The organism is Geomicrobium sp. JSM 1781026 (assembly GCF_041949955.1).
GTDB lineage: Bacteria > Bacillota > Bacilli > Bacillales > Marinococcaceae > Geomicrobium_A.
This window is the reverse complement of record NZ_JBHFQF010000004.1, coordinates 1-25,464: the sequence shown is the minus strand read 5'-3', so window position 1 is coordinate 25,464 and position 25,464 is coordinate 1. Positions and strand designations below refer to the sequence as shown.

Annotated in this window: 27 protein-coding genes and 1 tRNA gene; 24 read left to right on the top strand and 4 right to left on the bottom strand. The window is 44.0% G+C overall.

What is annotated here, in order from left to right; translation table 11 throughout:
• Nucleotides 1-6 precede the first annotated feature (6 nt).
• The 9 genes from ACE1TF_RS07810 (at nucleotide 7) to uvrC (ending at nucleotide 10,504) form a co-directional block, all read left to right on the top strand.
• On the top strand, nucleotides 7-2,358 hold the full coding sequence (locus tag ACE1TF_RS07810; RefSeq protein ID WP_375015719.1) for an endonuclease MutS2: 2,352 nt from the start codon (nucleotides 7-9) through the stop codon (nucleotides 2,356-2,358).
• A 19-nt stretch (nucleotides 2,359-2,377) separates the two neighbouring features.
• Nucleotides 2,378-2,791 carry a DUF350 domain-containing protein gene (locus tag ACE1TF_RS07805; RefSeq protein WP_375015717.1) on the top strand — a complete coding sequence of 138 codons (414 nt, stop codon included), beginning with the start codon at nucleotides 2,378-2,380 and terminating at the stop codon, nucleotides 2,789-2,791.
• A 300-nt stretch (nucleotides 2,792-3,091) separates the two neighbouring features.
• Nucleotides 3,092-4,810 (top strand): long-chain-fatty-acid--CoA ligase, encoded by a 1,719-nt coding sequence (locus ACE1TF_RS07800; protein ID WP_375015715.1) that lies wholly within the window; start codon nucleotides 3,092-3,094, stop codon nucleotides 4,808-4,810.
• A 155-nt stretch (nucleotides 4,811-4,965) separates the two neighbouring features.
• Nucleotides 4,966-5,562 (top strand): fatty acid metabolism transcriptional regulator FadR, encoded by a 597-nt coding sequence (locus tag ACE1TF_RS07795; RefSeq protein ID WP_042402923.1) that lies wholly within the window; start codon nucleotides 4,966-4,968, stop codon nucleotides 5,560-5,562.
• Nucleotides 5,563-5,582: 20 nt separating this feature from the next.
• Nucleotides 5,583-6,344 (top strand): enoyl-CoA hydratase, encoded by a 762-nt coding sequence (locus ACE1TF_RS07790; RefSeq protein WP_375015713.1) that lies wholly within the window; start codon nucleotides 5,583-5,585, stop codon nucleotides 6,342-6,344.
• Nucleotides 6,345-6,365: 21 nt separating this feature from the next.
• Nucleotides 6,366-7,139 (top strand): electron transfer flavoprotein subunit beta/FixA family protein, encoded by a 774-nt coding sequence (locus ACE1TF_RS07785; RefSeq protein WP_375015711.1) that lies wholly within the window; start codon nucleotides 6,366-6,368, stop codon nucleotides 7,137-7,139.
• A 13-nt stretch (nucleotides 7,140-7,152) separates the two neighbouring features.
• Nucleotides 7,153-8,133: an electron transfer flavoprotein subunit alpha/FixB family protein gene (locus ACE1TF_RS07780; RefSeq protein ID WP_375015709.1), complete on the top strand. Its 981-nt coding sequence runs from the start codon at nucleotides 7,153-7,155 to the stop codon at nucleotides 8,131-8,133.
• Nucleotides 8,134-8,355: 222 nt separating this feature from the next.
• Nucleotides 8,356-8,670, top strand: a complete 315-nt coding sequence (trxA, locus tag ACE1TF_RS07775) for a thioredoxin (RefSeq protein WP_042402928.1) — start codon at nucleotides 8,356-8,358, stop codon at nucleotides 8,668-8,670.
• A 61-nt stretch (nucleotides 8,671-8,731) separates the two neighbouring features.
• Nucleotides 8,732-10,504 (top strand): excinuclease ABC subunit UvrC, encoded by a 1,773-nt coding sequence (uvrC, locus tag ACE1TF_RS07770; protein ID WP_375015707.1) that lies wholly within the window; start codon nucleotides 8,732-8,734, stop codon nucleotides 10,502-10,504.
• 32 nt (nucleotides 10,505-10,536) lie between these two features.
• Here uvrC and ACE1TF_RS07765 read toward each other — a convergent pair whose 3' ends face one another.
• Complete coding sequence (locus ACE1TF_RS07765; protein WP_375015705.1) at nucleotides 10,537-10,944, bottom strand: DUF2507 domain-containing protein; 408 nt, start codon at nucleotides 10,942-10,944, stop codon at nucleotides 10,537-10,539.
• Nucleotides 10,945-11,452: 508 nt separating this feature from the next.
• Here ACE1TF_RS07765 and ACE1TF_RS07760 point away from each other — a divergent pair.
• The 3 genes from ACE1TF_RS07760 to sdhB are packed head-to-tail and all read left to right on the top strand — an operon-like array spanning nucleotide 11,453 to nucleotide 14,637.
• Nucleotides 11,453-12,082 carry a succinate dehydrogenase cytochrome b558 subunit gene (locus ACE1TF_RS07760; RefSeq protein ID WP_042402931.1) on the top strand — a complete coding sequence of 210 codons (630 nt, stop codon included), beginning with the start codon at nucleotides 11,453-11,455 and terminating at the stop codon, nucleotides 12,080-12,082.
• A 15-nt stretch (nucleotides 12,083-12,097) separates the two neighbouring features.
• Entirely contained in the window at nucleotides 12,098-13,876 is a 1,779-nt protein-coding gene (gene sdhA / locus ACE1TF_RS07755; RefSeq protein WP_042426876.1) for a succinate dehydrogenase flavoprotein subunit, read from the top strand.
• Nucleotides 13,876-14,637 carry a succinate dehydrogenase iron-sulfur subunit gene (gene sdhB / locus ACE1TF_RS07750; RefSeq protein WP_042402934.1) on the top strand — a complete coding sequence of 254 codons (762 nt, stop codon included), beginning with the start codon at nucleotides 13,876-13,878 and terminating at the stop codon, nucleotides 14,635-14,637. The genes sdhA and sdhB overlap by 1 nt, the downstream gene beginning before the upstream one ends.
• Before the next feature lie 129 nt (nucleotides 14,638-14,766).
• Here the strand turns inward: sdhB and ACE1TF_RS07745 are convergent, their stop codons facing one another.
• On the bottom strand, nucleotides 14,767-14,991 hold the full coding sequence (locus ACE1TF_RS07745) for a helix-turn-helix domain-containing protein (RefSeq protein ID WP_042359623.1): 225 nt from the start codon (nucleotides 14,989-14,991) through the stop codon (nucleotides 14,767-14,769).
• A gap of 458 nt (nucleotides 14,992-15,449) precedes the next feature.
• On the opposite strand from ACE1TF_RS07745, the gene ACE1TF_RS07740 reads away from it, so the two are divergent.
• The 11 genes from ACE1TF_RS07740 (at nucleotide 15,450) to ACE1TF_RS07690 (ending at nucleotide 23,759) form a co-directional block, all read left to right on the top strand.
• Complete coding sequence (locus ACE1TF_RS07740) at nucleotides 15,450-15,713, top strand: phosphocarrier protein HPr (protein ID WP_042402937.1); 264 nt, start codon at nucleotides 15,450-15,452, stop codon at nucleotides 15,711-15,713.
• Complete coding sequence (gene ptsP / locus ACE1TF_RS07735; protein WP_375015701.1) at nucleotides 15,713-17,425, top strand: phosphoenolpyruvate--protein phosphotransferase; 1,713 nt, start codon at nucleotides 15,713-15,715, stop codon at nucleotides 17,423-17,425. The genes ACE1TF_RS07740 and ptsP overlap by 1 nt, the downstream gene beginning before the upstream one ends.
• An 80-nt stretch (nucleotides 17,426-17,505) precedes the next feature.
• A complete protein-coding gene (locus tag ACE1TF_RS07730; protein WP_042402940.1) occupies nucleotides 17,506-17,937 on the top strand; it encodes a MarR family winged helix-turn-helix transcriptional regulator in 432 nt (143 codons plus the stop codon).
• A gap of 23 nt (nucleotides 17,938-17,960) precedes the next feature.
• A complete protein-coding gene (gene racE, locus ACE1TF_RS07725) occupies nucleotides 17,961-18,779 on the top strand; it encodes a glutamate racemase (protein ID WP_375015699.1) in 819 nt (272 codons plus the stop codon).
• A 94-nt stretch (nucleotides 18,780-18,873) separates the two neighbouring features.
• Complete coding sequence (locus ACE1TF_RS07720; protein ID WP_375015697.1) at nucleotides 18,874-19,932, top strand: GerMN domain-containing protein; 1,059 nt, start codon at nucleotides 18,874-18,876, stop codon at nucleotides 19,930-19,932.
• Nucleotides 19,933-20,027: 95 nt separating this feature from the next.
• The gene (rph, locus tag ACE1TF_RS07715; protein WP_375015695.1) at nucleotides 20,028-20,765 is read left to right on the top strand and encodes a ribonuclease PH; all 738 of its coding nucleotides are present in this window, start codon (nucleotides 20,028-20,030) and stop codon (nucleotides 20,763-20,765) included.
• Nucleotides 20,766-20,782: 17 nt separating this feature from the next.
• On the top strand, nucleotides 20,783-21,373 hold the full coding sequence (locus ACE1TF_RS07710) for an XTP/dITP diphosphatase (RefSeq protein WP_375015693.1): 591 nt from the start codon (nucleotides 20,783-20,785) through the stop codon (nucleotides 21,371-21,373).
• Nucleotides 21,374-21,390: 17 nt separating this feature from the next.
• Nucleotides 21,391-21,909, top strand: coding sequence for a YfcE family phosphodiesterase (locus tag ACE1TF_RS07705; RefSeq protein ID WP_375015691.1), 519 nt, complete (start codon nucleotides 21,391-21,393; stop codon nucleotides 21,907-21,909).
• A 119-nt stretch (nucleotides 21,910-22,028) separates the two neighbouring features.
• Nucleotides 22,029-22,105 (top strand) — tRNA-Arg (locus tag ACE1TF_RS07700).
• Between the two features lie 730 nt (nucleotides 22,106-22,835).
• A complete protein-coding gene (locus ACE1TF_RS07695; RefSeq protein WP_238544578.1) occupies nucleotides 22,836-23,174 on the top strand; it encodes a YxeA family protein in 339 nt (112 codons plus the stop codon).
• Between the two features lie 111 nt (nucleotides 23,175-23,285).
• Nucleotides 23,286-23,759 carry a DUF4429 domain-containing protein gene (locus ACE1TF_RS07690; RefSeq protein ID WP_375015689.1) on the top strand — a complete coding sequence of 158 codons (474 nt, stop codon included), beginning with the start codon at nucleotides 23,286-23,288 and terminating at the stop codon, nucleotides 23,757-23,759.
• Nucleotides 23,760-23,801: 42 nt separating this feature from the next.
• Here the strand turns inward: ACE1TF_RS07690 and ACE1TF_RS07685 are convergent, their stop codons facing one another.
• Nucleotides 23,802-24,533, bottom strand: coding sequence for a hypothetical protein (locus ACE1TF_RS07685; RefSeq protein WP_042399031.1), 732 nt, complete (start codon nucleotides 24,531-24,533; stop codon nucleotides 23,802-23,804).
• Between the two features lie 297 nt (nucleotides 24,534-24,830).
• On the opposite strand from ACE1TF_RS07685, the gene ACE1TF_RS07680 reads away from it, so the two are divergent.
• The gene (locus tag ACE1TF_RS07680) at nucleotides 24,831-25,001 is read left to right on the top strand and encodes a hypothetical protein (protein ID WP_193744677.1); all 171 of its coding nucleotides are present in this window, start codon (nucleotides 24,831-24,833) and stop codon (nucleotides 24,999-25,001) included.
• Between the two features lie 304 nt (nucleotides 25,002-25,305).
• Here the strand turns inward: ACE1TF_RS07680 and ACE1TF_RS07675 are convergent.
• Nucleotides 25,306-25,464: transposase (locus ACE1TF_RS07675; protein ID WP_375016289.1), on the bottom strand; the 159-nt coding region annotated here is incomplete at its 5' end.

Here is a 25,464-nt window from a genome sequence, read left to right as displayed (position 1 = left end):
CCGAATATGCTTAAGACATTAGAATACGATAAAATGAAACACCATTTGGCAGAGCACGTGAGCTCTGCCTTAGGAAAAGAGCGAGTCGCTGAGCTTACGCCATCAGCAGATTTTCATGAAGTGACGGAATGGTTGGATGAGACGGATGAAGGTGTAAACGTACTTCGTCATCGTGGTCACATCCCTCTCGGCGGTTTACACGATATTCGCTCCGAAGTGAAGCGAGCGGCACTTGGCAGTGTGCTTGAGGCAAAGTCATTTAATGAAATCGCTGAGACGATTCGCTCAGGCAACGTCATTCGGCAATTTACAGAGCGGCTACTCGCTGAAGAGGAAGAATTGAAACTACCCATTTTAACGGCCGTCGTAGAGGACATTGCACCGTTAAAAGAGTTGGCACAGACGCTCCGTCAAGCGATCGGTGAGGATGGATATGTTCTAGACAGTGCAAGTTCGGCATTGCGAAGCGCAAGACAACAAATCCGAACATTAGAGTCAACCGTACGGTCTCGCTTGGAACAGTTTCTTCGGGCGAAAGACGCCGACACCAAATTGTCTGACCGGGTGATCACGGTAAGAAACGATCGTTATGTGCTTCCAGTAAAAGCGGCTTATCGTCATAGTTACGGGGGCATGGTGCATGATCAGTCCTCATCGGGACAGACCGTATTTGTAGAACCGCAATCAGTCGTAAACGCGAACAATCAGCTACGAGAAGCACGTATGAAAGAAAAGCAAGAAATCGAAAAAATTCTGAGAGAATTGACCGGTGAAGTCGGTATGTATGAAGCCGTGCTGCTTGAAAATGTCGAGCAGTTGGGGCGCATTGATTTCATGTTTGCCAAAGCCCGGTACAGTAATGAAATAACTGCTGTGAAGCCGAAATTAAACGAGCGGTTTTATTTATCTTATCCAGAAGCAAGACACCCGCTTTTGGATGCTGATTCGGTCGTTCCAACAGACCTTGTACTTGGCGATGAGTACACGTCGCTTGTCATCACAGGACCGAATACAGGCGGGAAGACCGTTGCGCTCAAAACGACAGGACTGCTCACACTTATGGCTCAGTCAGGTTTGTTTTTACCGACAGCTGAAAAAGCAGAAGCATCGGTGTTCTCCAATGTGTATGCCGACATCGGGGATGAACAGTCCATTGAGCAGAGTTTAAGTACTTTCTCCTCCCATATGACAAACATCGTAAGCATACTGGGAGATGTGGATCATGAAAGCCTCGTATTATTTGACGAGCTAGGAGCAGGGACCGACCCGGCTGAAGGTGCAGCTTTAGCTGTTTCCATCTTAGACGAAGTACATGCCCGTGGCGCGCGAACGGTTGCGACTACCCATTATACGGAATTAAAAGGGTATGCATACAATCGCGAAGGCGTGCTAAATGCGAGTGTCGAATTTGATGTCGCTTCGCTAAGCCCGACGTACCGATTGCTCATCGGTATCCCAGGCAGGAGTAATGCGTTTGCAATATCAAGACGACTCGGCCTAGATGAGAACATTATTACTTCTGCGGAAAGTGAGTTACAAGCCGATACGAAACAGGCAGAACAGATGATCACCTCCCTTGAAGACCAGCAACAAGAGGCAGAGAACGCGATGAAAGAAGCAGAGACCATTCGTCTTGAAGCTGAAAAGCTTCACGGGGAGTTAAGCGTGGCATTTTCTCACTTGGAAACAGAAAAAGCGAAGGTGCTTCAAGAGGCTGAAGAGCGGGCTGCCAAAGAAGTGGCAAGGGCGAAAGAAGAAGCAGAATTGATTGTTTCTGAGCTTCGAGAGCTGCAAAAGCAAGGTGTGCAGGTGAAAGAGCACGAATTGATTGAAGCGCGTAAAGGGTTGGATGATGCGGCTCCGACGCTTACGAAAAAGCAAAAACAAGTAAAGCGCAAAGCACAAGAAGCGTTCACATTTACTCCTGGTGAAGAGGTGTTTGTACCCCGGTTTTCACAAAAAGGCCAGGTGATTGAGAAGTCTGGAGACAAAGATTATCTCGTCCAAATCGGTATTATGAAAATGACGGTCTCAGCCGCAGACCTTGAGAAAACAGAGCAACCAAAAGCGAAAGAGATTCGTCCAGTGACCCGGGTAAACACGAGCGGTTCGCAAGTGAAGCCTGAACTTGACCTTCGTGGGGAACGGTATGAAAATGCATTGCAACGTTTGGAGAAATATCTAGATGAAGCCGTACTTGCAGGGTATCCGCGGGTGCACATCATTCACGGAAAAGGGACAGGAGCATTGCGTAAAGGTGTGAAATCGTACCTAGCCAAACATCCGAGCGTCGTTAGTACGCGAGATGGTGGGATGAGCGAAGGTGGAATCGGAAACACCGTTGCAGATCTGAAATAAAAAGAGGAAGGGTTCATCCATGGACGTATTGTTAGAATACACTTGGGTTATGGTCATCGCTCAGTACAGCGTTTCAATTTTAGCTTTGATTGTGTTTATGGTCATTTTTGAGTGGGTTACCCCATATAAAAATTGGGAAGCTATTTCTGAAGGGAACCTCGCGGTTGCATTAGCAACAGGCGGAAAAATATTTGGTGTTACAAACATCTTTAAGTTTTCAATCGAAAATAATGATTCGCTATTGCAAATGTTAATGTGGGGGAGCTTCGGATTTATCCTGCTCGTTGTTGGCTATCTAATCTTTGAATTTCTAACGCCATTTTTCAATGTGGATGAACAGATTGCTAATGACAACCGGGCGATTGGTTTATTGGCATTCATACTTTCTGTAGGATTGTCGTTTGTCATTGGCGCAGGAATTACGAATTCTTAGGAGGATGTATGGACAAGCTTTGGAAAATCCTCGTTGCCTGTTGCATCGGTTTCATGCTTGCAGGTGTGATTTATCTATTGTTTCTCGTATAAAATAACCGAGCAGGGACTATTCTCCTTGCATCGGTTTTTTTATTATATTAGTAGAGTATTAATTTGAAGACTGAAATTAGAAAAAGCTTGTACTACAGGCGTGAAATTGAACCCCTCAGCAAAAATATTCACAATATATTTATTAATGATAGCGTTTCCAATGAAATGATTGTAGACTATAAGTAGGAATAGATAAAGGAGGCCAAATATGACAGTGGAACAAGTGAAGCATGATTGGTTTGACTACTATCCAAAAGGGGTGGCGCCAAGCTTTTCTTACACTGAAGCTGCATTATCGGACTATTTAGTCGCAGCAGCGAAAGAAAAGCCGAATAGCAAGGCCATTCATTTCATGGGCACAGACATGAACTACAAAGAACTTTTCACCTATGCGGCCAAGTTTGCGAGAGTGCTGCAAGATGTAGGGGTGAAAAAAGGAGACCGCGTGGCAATCATGCTTGCGAACACGCCGCAATCGGTCATTACGTATTACGGTGCATTGTTTGCAGGTGCCGTCGTCGTGCAAACGAACCCGTTATATGTGGAACGTGAGATTGAGCATCAAATGGTGGACTCTGGCGCAAAAGTACTCGTTTGTTTAGACATGGTAATGCCAAGAGTCGAGAAAGTACGACAGAACACAGAGGTTGAGCACGTGTTTGTTACATTTATTAAAGATTTCCTTCCATTTCCGAAAAATTTGATCTATCCGTTTATTCAAAAGAAGAACATGGGAATGAAAATTGAGGTCGATTACGACGAGCAAACACATAACCTTAAAGACAAACTAAAAGCCGCTAGTGAATCGTATGAGAAGGTTTCTGTTTCTCCGAAAGAAGACGTTGCTCTTATTCAATATACCGGTGGTACAACGGGAGTGCCAAAAGGGGTTATGCTCACGCACCACAATCTCGTTTCCAATACGGAGATGTGTACGAATTGGACGTACAAAAAGGGTGATGAAGGGGCTCATGAACATGTGCTAGCCGTATTACCATTCTTCCACGTTTACGGGATGACCGTTGCCCTTAACTTGGCGATGATGAACGGTTACACGCTCATTATTCTTCCAAAGTTTGATCCTGAACAAGTCATTAAAACAATTGCTAAACAAAAGGTAACGCTTTTCCCTGGAGCACCAACGATGTATACGGCACTAGTGAATCATCCGGAAATTGATAAGCACGATTTATCATCAATTAAAGTGTGCTTGAGTGGAGCGGCACCTTTGCCAAAAGAGATCCAAAAGAAGTTTGAAGAAAAGACAAAAGGGCGTCTCATTGAAGGATACGGGCTGACGGAAACATCACCAGTTGCGGCGGCTAACCCCATTTGGGAAAACCGTAAAAATGGCAGTATCGGATTGCCTTGGCCAGATACAGAACTTGCGATTCTCAATGCGGATACCGGAGAATTTCTAGATGTAGATGAAGTCGGTGAGATCATTATTCGGGGTCCGCAAGTCATGAAAGGCTACTGGAACCGACAAGAAGCAACTGACGCCGTATTTCATGAAGATTGGTTCAAAAGTGGAGATATGGGGTATCGGGATAAAGAAGGATATTTCTATGTAGTCGATCGGAAGAAAGACATGATTATCGCTGGTGGATTTAACATTTATCCACGTGAAGTAGAAGAGATTCTGTACGAACATGAAGCAATCTTAGAAGCTGCCGTCGTCGGTGTCCCAGACGAATACCGAGGAGAAACGGTAAAAGCATTTGTTGTGACGAAAAAGAATCAAGAAGTTACGGAAGATGAGTTAAATGAATTTTGCCGTGCTCGACTAGCGGCTTACAAAGTGCCGCGCGTTTATGAGTATCGGGAAGAGCTGCCGAAAACTTTGGTTGGAAAAGTCCTTCGTCGTGTTCTTGTTGAAGAAGAACAAGAAAAAGCAAAGAATGCTTCCGCTCAAGAAGGAAGCTAAACATCTGATGGTCAACCATAGGCGGCAGTCCGGTCATCACGAAACTCCGGGCTGTACCTTTCTTTTCGTCCCGTTGACAGCGCTTTATTTTTTCGGTAGAATTTATGAATGAATAATCATTCATAACCTGCAGAGGGAAGAAGGAGCAGCCGCCTATGGCAGTGGACAAAAAGAATTCCGAAAAGTACCACCTCATCATTGATGCTGCGGTGCGCGTCATCGCTAAACACGGCTATCATCACGCACAAGTGTCTAAGATTGCAAAAGAAGCGGGTGTGGCCGATGGGACGATCTACTTGTATTTCAAAAATAAAGAGGACATTCTCATTTCCTTGTTTCGACTCAAGATGGGTACGTTTATTTCGACGATTGAAGAGCGATTAAAATCATGCAAGACAGCAGATGAGAAATTGCGCTATCTTGTCGAAAAACATTTATCGCAATTGTCGGACCAGCCAGACTTAGCGGTAGTGACTCAGCTAGAACTTCGGCAGTCAGCAAGAGAGTTACGTCTAAAAATTAACGACGTATTAAAGGGATATGTGCATGTGATGGAGAATGTTATAGATGAAGGGAAAGAGGAGGGAGTCTTTCAAGACCAGCTCGATACGAAGCTAGCGAGACAAATGCTTTTTGGAACGCTAGATGAGATCGTCACAAACTGGGTAATGAAAGAAGGTAAGTATGACTTGTCGGAACTTGCGCCTTCTACCTACCGAATGCTTTTGGCTGGATTCCAAAAGACATCATGATTGAGAGGGGTTCTAACGAAATGATTGGAGTAACAAAGGAAGAGTCAGTTGCCTGGGTTCAGGTGAAACATCCTCCTGCGAATGCACTGTCAACAGAACTGCTTACACAATTGGATGAGCGGATGACCGAGCTTTCCCATGACGATGAAATTTCTGCCATCATATTGCACGGTGAAGGGCGATTCTTTGTTGCCGGTGCCGACATTAAGGAATTTGAAGGAAAGAAGGGCAGTGATCTCGCTGACGGCGGACAAGCCCTTTTTAATAAGCTAGAGTCGTTTAACAAACCGATTGTTGCTGCCATCCACGGTGCAGCGCTTGGTGGTGGTTTGGAATTGGCTATGGCATGTACGATCCGCATTGCAACTGAAGATGCCAAACTGGGATTACCTGAAACAAATTTAGGCCTCATCCCGGGTTACGGCGGCACTCAGCGATTGCCTAAGCTCGTAGGTCCTCACAAAGCGGCAGAAATGATGCTCACTGGCCTACCGATTACAGGGGCTGATGCGTTAATGTGGCGCCTTGTGAATGACACGGCGAAAGACGAGCAACAATTGCTCGAAAAAGCCGGAAAACTTGCAAAAACGATCGCTGAAAAAAGCCGGCTCACTTCTGAGCGTATCCTTGACCTTGTGCAAGAGGCGCATCATGGTGAAGACTTCGAAAAAGGGCTTAAAAAAGAAGCCCAGTATTTTAGTGAAGTGTTTGACAGTGCCGATGCAAAAGAAGGCATTGGCGCATTTTTAGAAAAGAGAAAACCAGAATTTTCCAATCGATAGACCAATGGAGGAGGAAGCCTTATGAACATTTATGTAGTTATGAAACGTACATTTGATACTGAAGAGAAAGTCGAAATAAAAGACGGGCGTGTTGATGAGGAAGGTGCAGAGTTTGTCATCAACCCTTATGATGAATATGCCATTGAAGAAGCGATCGTATTAAAAGAAGCTCATGATGGTGAAGTAACCGTCGTTACTGTTGGGGATGAAGAAGCAGAGAAAGAGCTTCGTACAGCGCTAGCAATGGGAGCAGATAAAGCAGTCCTTCTTGACACGGAAGATTTAGAAGACGAAGTTGATCACTATACCATTTCTGAAATGCTCAATGCATTCTTTAAAGACAAAGAGTATGACATCATTCTTGGCGGAAACGTAGCGGTTGATGACGGAGCTGGCCAAGTAGCCCCTCGTCTTGCTGAACTTCTTGACATTAACCAAGTGACGACGATTACTAAACTGGACATCGAAGGGACAAAAGCAACAATCGAACGTGATGTGGAAGGGGACGTAGAAGTCGTTGAGACTGAATTGCCTCTGCTTGTTACGTGTCAACAAGGGTTAAATGAACCACGTTACCCTTCACTTCCGGGGATTATGAAAGCGAAGAAAAAGCCGTTAGAAACGTTGGACCTTGACGACCTTGGACTCGATGAAGATGAGCTGGAGGCAAAAACAAAAACGGTTGATCGCTTTTTGCCACCTGAAAAACAAGCAGGGAAAAAGCTCGAAGGCGAACCTGCTGAACAAGTAGAAGAACTCATCAAGCTCTTAAAAACAGAAGCAAAGGTCATATAAGGAGGAATTTCTAATGTCTAAAAAAGTACTCGTACTCGCAGAAGCTCGTGATGGAGAATTGCGTAACGTATCATTTGAAGTAATTGCTGCTGGTAAAAAGATCGCAGGTGATGGTGGCGAAGTTTATGCACTACTCGTTGGCGATGGGGTAGGATCATTTAGCGATGCCCTCATTAAACAAGGTGCCGACCAAGTGCTAGTGGCTGAGCACGCTGATCTAAAAACCTATACGACAGATGCCTATAAACAAGTTCTTTTACAAGTAATTGAAGAGCAAAGCCCAGATGCACTACTAATCCCGCACACATCTTCTGGTAAAGATTTGGCTCCAAGACTTGCAGCGAAGCTATCCTCAGGTCTTGTATCAGATATTATCGACATTGAACTTGCTGGAGATGAAGTGGTGTTTACTCGCCCGATCTACTCGGGTAAAGCATTCGAGAAGAAAAGTGTAACAGGCGGAATGTTGTTCGCAACGGTACGTCCGAATAACATTGCAGCTCTTGATGAAGATGCAAGCCGTAGTGGAGATACAAAAGACGTAAGTATTGAACTTAAAGACCTCCGCTCGATCATTAAAGATGTTGTGAAGAAGACGAGTGGCAAAGTCGACCTTGCAGAAGCAAAAGTCATTGTTGCAGGTGGTCGTGGCGTGAAAAGTGCCGAAGGGTTCGAGCCGCTTGAAGAACTGGCTGACATTTTAGGTGGCGCAGTCGGAGCTTCACGTGGTGCTTGCGACGCTGAGTATTGTGATTACTCCTTACAAATTGGACAGACGGGTAAAGTTGTCACACCTGAACTTTACATTGCTGTCGGAATTTCTGGAGCGATTCAGCACCTTGCAGGTATGTCAAACTCAAAAGTCATCGTGGCCATTAACAAAGACGCAGAAGCGCCGATCTTTGACGTCGCTGATTACGGACTCGTTGGTGATTTGTTCGACATCCTCCCAATCCTTACAGATGAATTCAAAAAAGTAAAAGCGGGAGCATAATTCCAGCAGTCAAAAGGTAGAAAAGGCGGAGAGTTGAGCGGTGCTCCCTCCGTCTTTTACTTATGATTCGAACACACTTCGGTGCATAAGTATTGACGAATGGAAATGTGTCCAGTATAAAGGGAACAGGTGAAAGCTGATCGAGCAGATCATTTTTCACATGAATGGCTGAATGCTATAATTAATGAGTGAGTAAGCTAGTAAAGAAAGGAGTCTAACCCAATGGCAATTGTAAATGTAACAGACCAAGATTTTGATCAACAAACGTCAGAAGGCGTCGTGCTCGCAGATTTTTGGGCACCTTGGTGTGGACCTTGTAAAATGATCGCTCCAGTTCTCGAGGAAATCGATGGCGAAATGGGCGATAAAGTTAAGATCGCTAAGCTTGATGTTGATGAGAATAAAGAGACAGCCGGTAAATTCGGCGTCATGAGCATCCCAACACTAATGGTCTTCAAAGACGGTGAACAAGTAGAGCAAGTCGTCGGTTTCCAACCGAAAGAAGCGCTCGTAGAACTTCTTGAAAAGCACATGTAAACGAGTGAAAGCCTGATTAAATCAGGCTTTTTCTTTTACGTTAGATTGAAGAGGTGGGCAGATGGAAACGATTAAAGAAAAGTTAAGCGTGCTCCCTTCAAAGCCGGGCTGCTACTTAATGAAGAATAAAACGGGGACAATCATTTACGTAGGGAAGGCGAAAGTTCTTAGGAACCGTGTTCGTTCTTATTTTATCGGAAGTCATGACACAAAAACGCAACGTCTCGTTAGCCAGATCGATGATTTTGACTACATTATTACATCGTCAAACGTTGAAGCACTCATTCTTGAAATGAACCTCATTAAAAAATACGAGCCGAAGTACAATGTGCTTCTTAAAGATGACAAGTCGTATCCGTACTTGAAGATTACGAACGAAGAACATCCACGTCTCATTACGACAAGAAATGTAAAAAAAGATGGAGGGAAATATTTCGGTCCTTATCCGAATGCGTTCTCAGCGAATGAAACAAAGAAATTACTGGACCGTTTATATCCGCTAAGGAAATGCCGGACGCTACCGGACCGTGTATGTTTGTATTATCATATCGGTCAATGTTTAGCTCCGTGTGAATTTGAAGTTACCGAGGAGACAAACAAAGCGCTCGTCTCTGAAATTCAACGGTTTTTAAACAATGGTCATCAAGCGATTCGAAAAGAAGTTGAACAGAATATGCTGCAAGCTTCTGAAGCGCTCAACTTTGAACGAGCTAAAGAATTAAGAGATCAGATTCAACACATTGACGCTGTTATGGAAAAACAAAAGATGACGGAAGTTGACGGCGTTGACCGTGATGTATTTGCTTATGCTTACGATAAAGGGTGGATGTGTGTACAAGTCTTTTTCGTAAGACAAGGAAAGTTGATTGAAAGGGATGTTTCAATTTTTCCTTTTTATCAAGATCCTGAAGAAGACTTTTTAACATTTGTCGGTCAATTTTATTGGGAGGGCGCCCATATCAAGCCGAAGGAGATATTAATTCCTTCAGGGGTGGACAAAAAAGAAGTTGAAGAGCTCCTGCAAACAACGATTCATGTTCCGATGCGAGGGAAAAAGAAAGACCTTGTAAAATTGGCAAATCAAAATGCTGAAGAAGCATTGCAAGCGAAGTTCAGTTTGCTTGAACGCGACGAGGAGCGAACGGTAAAAGCAGTGGAGCACCTCGGAGAAGCGATGCAAATGGATGCCCCTTATCGAATTGAAGCGTTTGACAACTCGAACATTCAGGGGACGAACCCTGTATCTGCAATGGTTTCCTTTGTTGACGGTAAGCCCCACAAAAAAGAGTATCGTAAATATCGGGTCAAAGATGTGACAGGTCCTGATGATTACGCGTCAATGAAAGAAGTGATCCGAAGAAGGTATTTACGGTTACTCCGCGAAGAAGCCCCAATGCCTGACTTAATTTTAATTGACGGTGGAAAAGGCCAACTGTCTGCAGCACTATCGGTGTTAGAAGATGAGTTGAATTTATCTGTACCTGTTGCAGGTCTTGCAAAGGATGAGAAGCATAAGACTTCCCAGTTGTTGTTAGGTGAAGACGCGCGCGTCATTCCATTAGCGAGAGATAGCCACGCCTTTTATTTGTTGCAACGAATTCAAGATGAAGTGCACCGCTTTGCATTAACCTTTCATCGAGAATCGAGGGGGAAAAGCGTTCGCCGTTCTGTGTTGGATGACATCAATGGTGTCGGAGAAAAACGAAAACAAATGTTGTTGAAACATTTCGGTTCCATAAAAAAGATGAAAGAAGCGACGATTGACGATTATGTAAATCTTTCCATTCCAAGAAATGTCGCTGACGACATTTTAAAAACATTGAATCGCGAATAAAAGAAGCCAAGCCCAACAAAGGGATGGCTTCTTTACGACCTACGATCATTCGTAGGATCAATATGTACGTGCAGGCGAAGTTTGCGCCGTTTTTTTTCTATGACCGTTTCTGCTGCTACCCCAAATAGCCATTCATATTGCGCAGCAATGAAACCTGCTTCCAAGTAGCGAGAAAAAAGCGCGCGCTTTTCATCCTCCATTAGATGTAATTCAAACGTGCTTTGTTTTTTTGAATCCTTAATCAGACTGAGCGAACCCCACCCGGCTCTTTCAAAAAACGAAGGGATGTCATCTACGCTGTCAAGCGGATGCTTGCGGGCAATCAACTTTCCACCCCAGTACATAATCTCATCTTCTTCTTCGTTCAAAAGTTCTGGTAGAAGCGTCTCCCTGACGAGCTCGTACCCAAAATCTGTATACTTTCTCTCTGTATCAGACAACCGAATCTCCCCCAATTCACTTCTCTATTATAAGCGTTTCTCGTGTAGAAAACTACTCGATTCACAAAATACGTTCGTTAAAATCACGTATCAAAATGTAAAAAAGATCACGGAAACAAGAAACGGAACCGAGTTTTTATTGTCAGTCAATTCTTCTATGACAATCGAATCTCCACTTCATCGTTTAGGCGAAATATCTGCTTTCTTGACGATGATTGTGTACGAGGGTACAATAAATATGTCGGAAATTTGAATGGACGGAACGATGCTCAAGCATCTTGAAAACGCTTTGTTACATTTTTATAAAGTGGTATGCTTGTATTGACAATGGTCATACATACTGCGTTCCGTTTTATTGTTAAAGAAATTATGACGACACGGGGGAGTTTTAGCGCCGTGTTCGTGTAATGTTTGTTGGGAGGGTTTCATCGCTTTATAAAACAAAGAATATTGGGTAGGGTAGGTATGAGTAAAAAGGGTCAGCAGAAAAAAGAGGGGAGCCTTATCAATGCCTCAGAATAAGGAATTTTTTAATCGAAGATTACACTCACTGCTTGGTGTCATTCCTGTAGGTGTTTTCTTAATCCAGCACTTCATCATTAACCATTTTGCTGTATACGGAGCAAGTTCATTTAATGCCGCTGCGCATTTCATGGAAAGCCTTCCGTTTCGTTATGCACTTGAAGTATTTGTGATTTTCCTCCCGCTTCTATACCATGCAATTTACGGTTTGTACATTGCCTTTTTAGGGAGAAGCAACACCCGTCAGTATGGATATTTTAGAAACGTAATGTTTCTATTGCAAAGAATCTCTGGTGTGTTTCTCGTCATCTTTATTGCGTGGCACGTTTGGGAAACAAGAATTGCTGCAGCCTTCGGTGCAGATGTAAACTATGATATGATGGCGGATATACTTAGCAGTCCATTTATGCTCGTATTTTATATTGCTGGTGTATTAGCTGCAACGTTCCACTTTGCAAATGGTCTTTGGTCGTTTGCGGTATCTTGGGGACTCACTGTAACACCAAGATCACAAAAAATCATGACATACGTAAGCATTGGGGTATTCCTCGTGCTCTCATTTATAGGTATTCGCGCAATTATCGCGTTTTTAGATCCAGCTTTAGCTAACATGTAAAGGAGTCGGTGATCAATGAGCAACGGAAACATTATTGTTGTCGGTGGCGGACTTGCCGGACTGATGGCAACAATTAAAGCGGCAGAAGCAGGAAAGAACGTTGAATTGTTCTCTGTCGTCCCTGTAAAGCGTTCACATTCCGTTTGTGCTCAAGGTGGTATTAACGGTGCCGTTAATACAAAAGGTGAAGGAGATTCACCTTGGGAGCACTTTGACGATTCGGTATATGGCGGAGACTTTCTCGCCAATCAACCCCCTGTAAAAGCAATGACGGATGCAGCACCAGGAATTATTCACCTGTTGGATCGTATGGGAGTTATGTTTAACCGTACACCAGAAGGTTTACTCGATTTCCGTCGTTTCGGAGGTACCCAACATCACCGTACGGCTTATGCAGGAGCAACAACAGGTCAACAACTACTTTATGCGTTGGATGAACAAGTCCGCCGCTATGAAGTTGCTGGTCTCGTTAAGAAATATGAAAACTGGGAGTTCACATCAGCAGTCATTGATGACGATGGGGTTTGCCGTGGGATCACGGGTCAGAATCTTTCTTCCATGGAAGTTGAGAGCTTCCGTGCGGATGCGGTTATTATGGCAACAGGTGGACCAGGAATTATTTTCGGAAAATCAACAAATTCAATGATTAACACAGGGTTTGCAGCTGCGAAGCTCTACGAGCAAGGCGTATATTATGCAAACGGTGAATTTATCCAGATCCACCCGACAGCCATTCCAGGAGACGATAAACTTCGTCTAATGAGTGAGTCGGCACGTGGTGAAGGTGGTCGAGTATGGACGTACAAAGATGGTAAACCTTGGTACTTTCTCGAAGAAAAGTACCCAGCATACGGGAACCTCGTTCCTCGTGACATCGCCACACGTGAAATTTTTGACGTTTGTGTAGAGCAAAAGCTCGGCATTAATGGCGAGAACATGGTATATCTTGATCTTTCCCATAAAGATTCCCATGAATTAGATGTAAAGCTTGGCGGAATTATGGAGATTTACGAGAAGTTTATGGGTGATGACCCGCGTAAAGTTCCAATGAAGATCTTCCCTGCTGTTCACTATTCAATGGGTGGTATGTGGATTGATTATGACCAAATGACGAACATCCCTGGCTTATTTGCGGCAGGTGAGTGTGATTACTCGCAACACGGAGCGAATCGTCTTGGTGCGAACTCCTTGCTTTCAGCAATCTACGGGGGTATGGTGGCTGGACCAAAGGCCGTTGAATATATCCAAGGATTGGATAAGTCTGCTGAGGATCTTTCATCGACACTTTTTGATGCAGAGCGCAAGAAAGTTGAAGATGAATATGAAGGCATCTTGAAAATGGACGGAAAAGAAAATGCCTATGCGTTGCACCGTGAACTTGGTGAGTGGATGACAGACAATGTTACCGTCGTTCGTGAAAACGCGAAATTACTTCAAACGGATGATAAGCTTCAAGAGTTAATGGAGCGCTGGAATAACATTAATATGCATGACACGAGCCGTTGGTCTAACCAAGCTGCGCCGTTCACACGCCAGTTGAAAGGAATGCTTGATCTTGCTCGCGTCATTACGCTCGGTGCTTATAACCGTAATGAAAGTCGCGGTGCACATTACAAGCCAGAATTCCCTGATCGTAATGATGAAGAATTCCTAAAAACAACAAAAGCGAAGTATGATGCGGCCAATCACAAGCCGGTATTTGAATATGAAGATGTCGATACATCGCTAATCACACCGAGAAAACGAGACTACTCAAAGAAAAAAGCCTCTGATAAACAAGGAGCTGGAAAATAATGAGCGAACACAAAACCGTCCGCTTTATCATCACTCGTCAAGACACCCCTGACGCCAGTCCATACACGGAGGAATTCAATATTCCTCACCGTGAGAATATGAATGTTATTTCTGCACTCATGGAAATCAGAAGAAACCCAGTGACTGCAGACGGGAAGGAATCCGCGCCCGTCGTTTGGGATATGAACTGTTTGGAAGAAGTTTGCGGGGCATGCAGTATGATTATTAACGGCAAGCCACAGCAATCGTGTACAGCACTCATTGATCAACTTGAACAACCGATTCGCCTAGAGCCAATGAAAACATTCCCTGTCGTTCGTGACCTCGTCGTGGACCGCAGCCGTATGTTTGATTCATTGAAGAAGGTGAAAGCGTGGATACCAATTGACGGTACGTATGATCTTGGACCAGGACCACGTATGGCTGAGAACAAGCGTCAATGGGCGTATGAGCTTTCGAAATGTATGACGTGCGGAGTTTGCCTTGAAGCATGCCCAAATGTGAACGACAAATCGGACTTTATTGGACCTGCACCAGTGTCGCAAGTACGTTTATTCAATGCACACCCAACAGGTGAAATGAACCGTGAAGAGCGTCTAAACGCACTTATGGGTGAAGGGGGACTGCAAAATTGCGGGAACTCCCAAAACTGTGTAGAGTCATGCCCGAAAGGAATTCCACTAACAACGTCAATTGCAGCGCTTAACCGCGATATGACTTTGCAGTCTTTCAAGAACTTCTTTGGAAGCGACAATCTATAAACAAACAGACCGAAACCGGATGTTCACATCAGAACGTCCGGTTTTTTAGATCTTGTCTGCCTGATCCCTCAATCAGTTATTACGATGATCGCCTGTAAAGACCCATGATCTGGTGCTTTGAGGCAATGATTAAATTTGGATTTCACCTAGTCTAATCAGTTCAATTACAGCCTGTGAACGTCCTTTAACGCCTAACTTTTGCATGGCATTAGAAATATGATTACGGACTGTTTTTTCACTGATGTAGAGCTGTCCGGCAATTTCCTTCGTTGTTTTGTCCTGCACGAGAAGGTCAAAGACCTCCTTCTCCCTTTTCGTCAGAAGGGAGCGCGGACCACGTTCCAAGTCCTTCAATCGTGTCACCCTTTCTAATCCAGGCCACCCTCTTTGTGTGTCCGGCTCTCAATGGAAATTGGACGATTAGAAGAAAGCATTTAGTCTCCATATCGTATGTGAGAATGCACTCGTCGGTGAGTGATGGAGCGAAAAGCGGCGAACAACTATACCGAGGAGTTTCGCTTTCAACTAAAAGCAGTAGTGGTCACTTGGACGTGTTTCAGGCTAAAAGTAGTGTCAATCACGCACACTTGTGTTTTAGATTCTCGGCTTATCGTATTCACGAAGTTCTTTTAATGTTAAAGTTTCTACTAAAAAACTTGAAAGCTTAAAAAAATGGGCGAAATCGTGATGAATGCGTGAAAATAATTGGCGTACACGCTCCGTAATGATAAAATATGAATTGACAAGCTAGGCGATAACTAAGCTTAGCTTTCAACGAGTGATGACTTATACGTAAAAGAGGAGTGGATCCCATGCAAGAGAAGACGTTTACGATTACCGCTGATACAGGTCTGCATGCGAGACCTGCAACACAGCTCGTTCATAAAGCAAGCCAATTTTCATCAGAAATAGAAATGGAAGCAAAAGGTAAAAAAGTAAACTTGAAGTCGATTATGGGTGTTATGTCGCTTGGCGTTGGTAAAGGAGGAGAAATTAAAGTCGTTATCAATGGAAACGATGAGCAAGAAGCAATGGAAGCTATTACAGCACAAATTCAAGAAGGTTTGGGCGAATAATGTCTCAAATCCTTCAAGGAATTGCTGCTTCCAACGGCATTGCCATCGCGAAAGCGTTTGTTTATGAACAGGCGCAATTAGACATCGAAAAAGCACCGAAAAAGGGTGCAGAGGATGAAGTGACTTCCCTCCAAAACGCCATCGAAAAGGCAAAGGCAGAGTTAGAAGATCTAAAAGCGAGAACAGAAGAGAATCAAGGCAAGGAAAACGCCGAGATCTTCTCTGCCCATTTACTCGTGCTTGAAGATCCTGAACTGACAGGTGCAGTCAAGACAAAGGTTCAAGAAGAAGAAGTGAGCGCAGCGTTTGCACTAAACGAAACGGCGAACATGTTTATTGCTATGTTTGAAGACATGGACAATGAATACATGCGAGAGCGGGCAGCAGACATTAAAGATGTGTCGCAACGCCTATTGCGCCACCTTCTCGGTGTAAATACTGCTGCACTATCTGAAATCAACGAGCAATCCATTGTCATTGCCAAGGACTTAACGCCTTCGGATACAGCACAGTTAAATAAGGCATATGCGCTAGGGTTTGCCACAGACATCGGTGGTCGCACATCGCATTCTGCGATTATGGCGCGCTCCCTAGAAATCCCAGCCGTCGTGGGCTTATCGAAGATTACCGAAGAAGTCGAGCATGGTGATATGATCATTGTAGACGGAATGAACGGGAACGTGTATGTTCATCCAGATCAAGAAACGATTGCACACTTTGAAACTGAGAAATTCCAGTTCGAAGAAAGAAAGAAGCAACGCGCGAAGCTCATTGACGAGCCTTCAACGACCCGTGATGGGCACACGGTTGAACTTGCGGCAAACATTGGTTCTGCAGCTGATTTAGATGGTGTGATTCAAAACGGTGCAGAAGGTATTGGACTTTATCGTACCGAGTTTCTTTACATGGAGCGTAATGAATTGCCTAATGAAGAAGAGCAATTCGATGCGTATCGTACCGTCGTTGAGAAGATGGAGAGCAAACCCGTTGTTATACGCACACTAGATATTGGTGGCGATAAAGAGCTTCCGTATTTGGATCTTCCTCATGAAATGAACCCGTTTCTAGGATTTCGAGCCATTCGTTTATGCCTAGAGAAACAAGACATGTTTCGCACACAGCTAAGAGCTCTCATACGAGCGAGTGCTTACGGAAATTTGAAAGTGATGTTCCCGATGGTGGCAACACTAGAAGAATATCGAGCGGCAAAGTTGCTCATTGAAGAAGAACAAGAGAAGCTTCGAAAAGAAGGAACTTCATTTGATGAGAACATGGAAGTTGGCATCATGGTCGAAATTCCATCTACCGCTGTTGCAGCGAAGCAATTTGCTAAAGAAGTTGACTTTTTTAGCATTGGGACAAATGACTTAATTCAGTACACACTTGCTGTGGATCGAATGAGTGAAAAAGTAGCGAATCTCTATCAACCGTACCACCCTGCAATTTTGCAACTTGTAAAAGGTGTCATTGACGCTGCGCATGCCGAAGGCAAGTGGACGGGAATGTGCGGAGAGATGGCTGGTGATGAAGTTGCGATTCCTCTGCTACTCGGGCTTGGGCTTGATGAGTTTAGCATGAGTGCGTCGTCAGTGCTCCCGGCTCGAGAGCAACTCATGTCCCTTGACTATGAAGAAGCACGTAAGCTCTCAGCAGAAGCTTTGTTGTGTGGAACAGCTGATGAAGTGAAGTCCCTTGTTCAAGAGAACCGATGATCATCTTAAGCCGCCTGTGCTTGAAACCAGGCGGCTTTTTCATAAGTAACATCACTACATATTGAGTGGAGGCTAATTGTGTGAATACAGACCAGGTGGAACAAATTGAACATTCTTTAAGACGAATTTCTTTTACAGTGAAACAAAAAGGAAGAGAAATTCTAAACCAATTTCCAATCACTCCGCCCCAATTCATCGCGCTCCAATACCTCAAAGACAAAGGCGACTTGACGATTGGTGAACTATCATCGAAAATGTACCTCGCATTTAGTACAACGACAGACTTGGTGGACCGTTTAGAGAAGAACGAACTTGTTGAAAGAGTGAAAGATCAGAAGGACCGAAGAGTCGTGCGTGTGCATATCTTATCGGAAGGCCGTGAGATCATTGATGAGGTGATCCAAAAACGCCAGGAGTATTTGTATGAGGTGCTGGAACATTTTTCCGATGAAAAAGTTGAGCAGCTTCAAGTGACGTTACATGCACTGCATAATGAAATGTCGAAAGAGTAACAGATAAAAAGAGGCGAATATGCGTGAATTTACCTATTGGTGTTATTGATTCTGGGGTTGGTGGATTAACCGTTGCAAAAGAAATCGCTCTCCAACTTCCGAAGGAACAGATGATTTATATCGGAGATACAGATCGTTGCCCGTATGGTTCGAGGCCTTACGAGGAAGTCCGTCGTTTTACTTGGCAAATGATCGAGCGGCTGCTCCAAAAAAAGATTAAGATGCTTGTCATTGCCTGCAACACCGCAACGGCTGTCATTCTCGAAGAAGCAAGACAGAAATTATCGATCCCCGTCGTCGGCGTCATTCATCCTGGGGCAATTGCAGCGCTAAATCATACCGTCAGCAAACGAGTCGCCGTAATTGGGACAGAAGGCACGATTTCTAGCGGGGCTTATCCTGAAGCAATACAGGCCATTCAAGGAAGCCAAGTTGAGGTAACAAGTCTAGCTTGTCCACCATTTGTGCCCCTTGTAGAGCAAAATCGAACGTCCTTTTCAGAGGCATACAACGTTGTAAAAGAAACGTTAAAGCCTTTAGAGTCTGTAGATTTTGACACGCTAATCTTAGGCTGTACGCATTACCCTCTACTAAAAGAGGTAATTCAATCAGCTGTAGGTGAGCATGTCAAAGTGATTTCTTCGGGTGCAGAAACGGCAAGAGAAGTGAGTATGATTTTACAACACGACCGGTTGTCCACGACTTCAGAAGAAGAGCAGGAGAATCTCTATTACACGAGTGGGTCCGTGCATGCATTTAGAAAAACGGTCAGTACGTGGTTAGAAGATTCAAGTGTTAACATATCTCCGATTAGCTTTGCGTCATCCGCGATGAATCAATAATTCTCGCGGATTTTTCTTGTCCAAACCCGCTGGTCTATTTTCCGAATAGGGCTCGTATACTATACGAGATTCGTGAATTTAGGAGGGAAGAGGCATGAGAAGCTGGAGTATGAAAGCCATGTTATTGTTTGGGGCCGTGCTTGTCGTACAGGCGTGTGGTAGTGATGAGGAAGAAGTGGCAACAGACCTCGACCAAAGTCAAGTCGTTACAGAAATAGAGACTACAGATGAACAAGGTGAAGGGGAAGCGAGTAATCAACCAGAAGAAGGGGAACGGTCAGGGGATGTAACGGAACGTGAGCTTTACTTAATGGATCAATACGGGTATGTTGTTCCTCGAACATTCCGGTTTCCCCCAAATGAAGAAGTACTAAAGCAATCGCTGGAATTTATGGTCGCTGAAGGGCCTGTAACCGAGCACCTTCCGAGTGGCTTTCAGGCAGTATTACCTGCAGATACTGAGATTCTAGGAGTGAATATTACGGAGGATGGCACAGCGGTCGTTGATTTTTCGCCATCATTTGAAGAATACCCGAGAGAACAAGAAGAAGCGATCTTACAAGCGCTCACGTGGACACTTACACAATTTGAGAATGTTGAGCAGATTGAATTGCAAATTAATGGACATACTCAAGAGAACATGCCACAAGGCAATACACCTGTACAGTCTCTAACGAGAGATATTGGCATTAACCTTGAAGGGGATGCACCTGTTGATATTACAGCGAGCAGAGCGAATACGTTATACTTTATCCGTGAACAAGAGGAAGATGTTTATTTTGTACCTGTAACTAGACGAGCCGATGCGGATGACAATCAAGCATTAGCTGTCGTTGAACAACTCCTCGAAGGTCCGGCGATTCAATCGAACTTACTCACAGGCATCCGGTCAGGTGTGCAGTTAATTGAAGAACCGACGCTAGAAGATGGAGTGTTGACGTTAAACTTTAATGAGGCGTTACTCACAGAGAATAGCGGAACAGCCGTATCTGAAGAAGCGCTTACGATGCTAACGCTCTCGTTAACGGAACTAGAAGGTGTGAATGAGGTATCGTACCAAGTAAATGGAACCCAGGCGTTAAATCGGAGCAACGGAGAGACACTCACCGAACCTGTCACACGTCCGGTTATGCTAAATCGCGGTGAGTTTTAGCAGCATTGTTCGATTCATGATATACTAGTAGAAAATGAGGCGGCATCTGCTGCCTTTTTGTTATGCAATGATCAAAGAGGAAGTAGGGTATTCAGTTGAGGAACGACGGAAGAGAAACGAATGATATTCGTAAAACAACAATTGAAACAAATTATATTAAACATCCAGAGGGATCAGTACTCATCTCAGTCGGTGATACACGAGTCATTTGTTCAGCGACAGTTGAAGAACGGGTTCCTCCTTTTTTAAGAGGTCAAGGAAAAGGCTGGATTACCGCAGAGTATAGCATGTTGCCAAGAGCGACTGAAAAGCGCAATATTCGAGAATCATCAAAAGGGAAAGTGACAGGTCGCACGATGGAAATCCAACGATTAATTGGACGAGCGTTGCGAGCGGTCATTGACCTTGATAAGCTTGGTGAACGAACGATTTGGGTGGACTGTGACGTAATACAAGCAGATGGTGGAACGCGAACGGCCTCGATCACAGGCGCTTATGTTGCTACAGCCCTAGCGTTGTCCAAACTACTAAAAGATGAAGTGATTCAAGAGCAGCCCCTCGTTGATCAACTCGCTGCAGTCTCTGTCGGGATTAGTCAAGAAGGCGAAGTGCTTCTTGATTTATGTTATGAAGAAGATGCGTCTGCTGCTGTCGACTTGAATGTCGTTATGACAGGCAAAGGTGAGTTCGTAGAGTTACAAGGTACAGGAGAAGAAGCGACATTTTCAGCGCGACAACTCACACACATGTTAGAGTATGCAGAAGCGGGGATTTCATCTTTACTTCATATTCAACAAGACGTGCTCCAGTCTGCAGAAGCTAGAGAATCTTAAAAATAGAGGTGAGATGGATGAAAAAGATTGTGTTAGCTACCGGCAATGAAGGCAAAAGAAAAGAATTTGAGCGCATGCTCGAAGGAAAGGCCGAAATTCAATCGTTAAAAGATTATCCGGACTGCCCAGAAGTTGAAGAAACAGGTACAACATTCGCGGAAAACGCCAAACTCAAAGCCGATTTTGTCGCACAGTACACGGGGTTACCCGCTCTCGCTGACGACTCCGGTCTCGAAGTTGATGCCCTTGATGGTGCTCCCGGTGTGTATTCTGCAAGGTTCGCGGGACCTGAGAAAGACGATGACAAAAACAATCAAAAACTACTCGATGAGCTTCGAGACGTCTCTGACGCGGAACGTACGGCGAGGTTCGTGTGTGCACTCGCTTATATCGACCCAAACAAAAAGACCGAAGAGATGATCCTTGGCCATTGTGAAGGGACAATCGGACGAGAGCCAAAAGGGGAAAATGGTTTTGGTTACGATCCGCTTATGTATATCCCGTCCTTTGGTAAAACGTTGGCGGAGATGAGTGCTGATGAGAAGAACAAGATCAGTCACCGAGGACGTGCCCTCGAGCAATTACAGAACGTGTGGAACAAACTGTAACAACGGAGGTGATCGTGATGACTAAACTTGTCGTACTGAGTGATACACACGGCGATCGTGAATGGCTTAACCGAATCTATGAACGTCATGCCACTGAAGCGGACGGCTGGTTCCATTGTGGCGACTCGGAACTTAATGGAAATGACCCACTAGTGCAACCGTTTCGGATTGTAAACGGAAATACCGATATCGATATGCCGTTTCAAGACGTTCTTGAAACAACGGTTCAAGGTGTGAAAATATGGCAAACACATGGGCATTTGCTCCGTGTAACCCGAGGCAATCACGAAGCGCTTCATAGCATTGCCAAGGAAAAGGGTGCACACGTCGTCCTATACGGTCATACACATGTCGCTGAAGCACATGAACATGAAGGCGCGTTGTTTCTAAACCCTGGTAGTCTCGTGCAACCTCGCACGGACCGGCCACCAACGTATAGTATTGTGACAATCGCTGAAGGTCAGGTGACGTCCATTCGATTTTTGGAACGAGACAGTGGCAAAGAAATCGAAGATTTAACGTGGCAAGCGAAGTAACCGTTGATTGCTGCTCATTAAGCAGCAATCAATCCCAAAAAAAATTACAAAAACCGATTGACTCATTAGCAATTTTTAGGTACTATATTAATTGTCGTCATTAACTCTTTTTCACCTTTGTCCCAGTAGCTCAGCTGGATAGAGCAACAGCCTTCTAAGCTGTGGGTCGGGAGTTCGAATCTCTCCTGGGACGCCATTTATAATAATTACCAACCCCAAAATGGGGTCGGATCGGGGTCGATAATTTATATCAGCCCTTTTTTTGTGTGTAAATTTATAATTCGAGCAATGCCAGTCCGTATCATCTACTCGTGAGGAAAGTTAAAATTATACGAACAATAACGATGTAATTACAGACAGTGACAGCTTTTTCAATAGTACATCAAGTTTAAACCCAGCGCTTGGATCTTTCCACCCTAACGCATTTATTATTTTTTTATACATGTAAAAAGGCAGGATAAATCATCGTCAAAGGTGATTCTACTTTCAATTGCATCTTTGCCTATCTCAGAAGCATTCGGTACGTAGTGTGATGTCTTCTTCCTCAAGGGTGAAGATTGTGAGCTGGCGTACGCAGCATGAGAAACGTAGCTTTTATACAGCACAGGGAATATGAACGCCCAATGAGAAGTTATTTTTTTGTGCCAATATTCAATTATATTAAGCTGTTTATCTTAAGACAATTCAAATCACGTTAAATCTAATAATTACCTTGATCTAAATCTAATCCATAAAGTAGTAAGGAATTCAACGGAATTTTGTTTGTTCAATTTATATGTATTTTCTTTATCCGATGTAAAAAGAGGAACATTTCAGTTTGCCCACTACCTTACAACATCGTAAGCTGACGTAAGATCAATCAATTCAGCATCGTGCGTCAAGGAGGTAAAATGTGTGTTAAAGACATAGGTTCAGGAGGCAATATGATGAGAAAAGCAGTGATTGGCATTAGTGTAGCAGTGATTCTAGGAATTGCTGCATTTATTGGGTTGTATTACTCGTTGAGTGATATGACTAGAGCGAACATCAACCCGTTTATTCAAGAAGAATATTGGTATGTTCAAGTTGATGAAGATGGCATAGTTGCTGAAGATGAGCAAGGAACTGTCTATTATGAGCTACCTGCAATGAATGAAGATGGAGACGAAATGGACATTGAGTTTACAGCGCTCAGTGAATTAAGAGAAGGTGCGTTTATTCAATTAACGATGAAAGAAGGCTTTGTGATGACGTATGAAGAGGTAGGGGAAGAGGACGTTCCTTAAGCGAGTAGTTAAATGTTAAGTATAAATGTATTGCACCATAAAGATTCTCTCAAACGTGTTTACTTGTGGTACACTTTAATCGATTATAACGTGTTTTAGGAGAGGATCTTGATGAGTGAGATTTTAAAAGGCAAAGGGACGAATGGCCAACTAGAGTTGCACGAACATAAATTGGTCATTAAGCGAAAAGGGCTAACGAATAAGATGTTACATGGGCTCAAAGGGGATAAAGAAATATCCATTAGAGAGATTACCTCGATTCAATATAAAAAGCCAGGACTCGTTGCCGGCTATATTCAGTTCTCGTTTAGAGGGGGAACTGAGGCACAAGGGGGTGTGTGGCAAGCGGTAAGTGATGAGAATACGATTACGTTTAACCCCGGTCAAAACAAGAATTTCCTAAAAATAAAAGAAGAGATTGAAAAGAGGATCAATGATCTTTACGCCACTCCAACCGTCACTCAGCCTACGAACCAGAACTTGAACGATTATGATGAGATTGAAAGGCTCGCCTCATTGATGGAAAAAGGCTACATTACAGACGAAGAGTTTCAGGCAAAAAAGAAACAGATCTTAGGTCTATAACAATACAATTAAACGAATCCACCATATGGTGGATTCGTTTAATTAAAGGGTTTGTGTGTCTTCAATAAAGTCTTCAAGGTCACGAAGCTCTCTTAGGTCCACAAGATCGTATTCATCTGCAATTAGGATGAGTTGTTCGTAGGCGTTTGCAAGATGCTCGTTTCCGGCTACAACTTGTTCTACGAATGCTTCCTCTACATCTTGAGCAGTGTCGTTGTGGATCTCATCAAAATTGCCGTCTAATGACTCGACTGCTTCGGTATGAAGCTCCATTGCGAGTAAAAATTCATCAGCGTAATACGTCATTTCTGGTGTGCTAAATTCAGCTCGTTCCAGGTTGCGAATCTGGTATGGTACATTGTCCATGTAGCGGTTGTAGTGTACGTCGACTGTTGTTCTTACCTCCATGGCTGTGAAAACGGCACTCAAGTAGTACGGGTGTTCACGCATGTTCTGCGGATTGTCGGGATCGACAATTTGGGACTCTAGTAATGTAATCACATCTTCCTCTAAATCATCTTCTGAAGAGGTGACTTCTATTGCTTCAGGCGAGTCCGTTTGCTCTTCTTCGGGTTCTACATCCTCTTCTTCCGTTGCGGGTTCTACCGCGACGGGTTCATCTTCAGTCGTTTCTTGGTCCTCTTGTTCGTCTACACTTGTATTTTCGTTATCTTCTTCCTCAATCGTGCTAGATAGGATTCCGCACGCAGAAGTGAGTATGAGAATGGAGAATAATCCAACAAATTTCAACGTATGATGCATTCTTATTTTCATCCAGTCACCCTCCTTTTTTCTTAACGATACGCAAAAGAAAAAACATCGTCAAACCAAGAAAGAGGGGGAGGTCATGCATAATATAGTTATAAAGCATTAGCAAATAAATGGAACAAGGGTATGTACTCTGTTTGGCAATCGTTGTTTCACTCCATAGCACTGGGTCGTAGGACATGAAATCTTCACTAATAACGATATTTAGGTATCTCGGCTTAATTTTTCGTATGTGTGCGTCACTTCATTGATAGCAGATATGGTACAATGCCAACTAGATCTGGAATAAATGAGGTGCGAGACATGAAATGGTTGGACGTATTGTTTCCGCTAGCCGCTGTGTTCTATTTGATTGCGTTTGACTGGCAAGAAACAACGCTTGGCATTTTAGCTGCGATCGCCATTCTCCTTGTGGCGTCACTAGCTGTTACAAATATGATTTTACGAATCACACAGAAAAAGAAGAAAATGTAAAAAAAGGGTTCTAAGTCAAATGTTGGGGTAGAGACAATACGCCTCTGAGGCTGTTGAAAAACCTAAATGTTGTTTTTATAGAAGTGTAGGGGGTGTCATGGCTACGCTTGCCACGGGCGTCGCCTCAGCTATCGCGCTTCGCGCGAGGATCTTCGGCTGACAGAAAAGGAAGTTCGACATTCATTATGAATCATAATGATGTCGAACCAACCTGCTTACGCAGGCCGCCGTAGGCGTCTCCGCCATGACACCCCTTCTCATTTTGCACAAATTGAGAGACTGCCACACACCTCTGCTCCTTTGTTTATCCTACTCGACTTGTATGCTCTTTTAATTGGTGATGCAATAGCACCTTCAAACGCAGCCGGTCATAGCGGCGAAAGCCAAACGCATTGCGCTTAATGACCTTCGTCTGGTTGTTCAGCCCTTCAATCGGACCATTCGTGTGACCAAAAATAAAGCT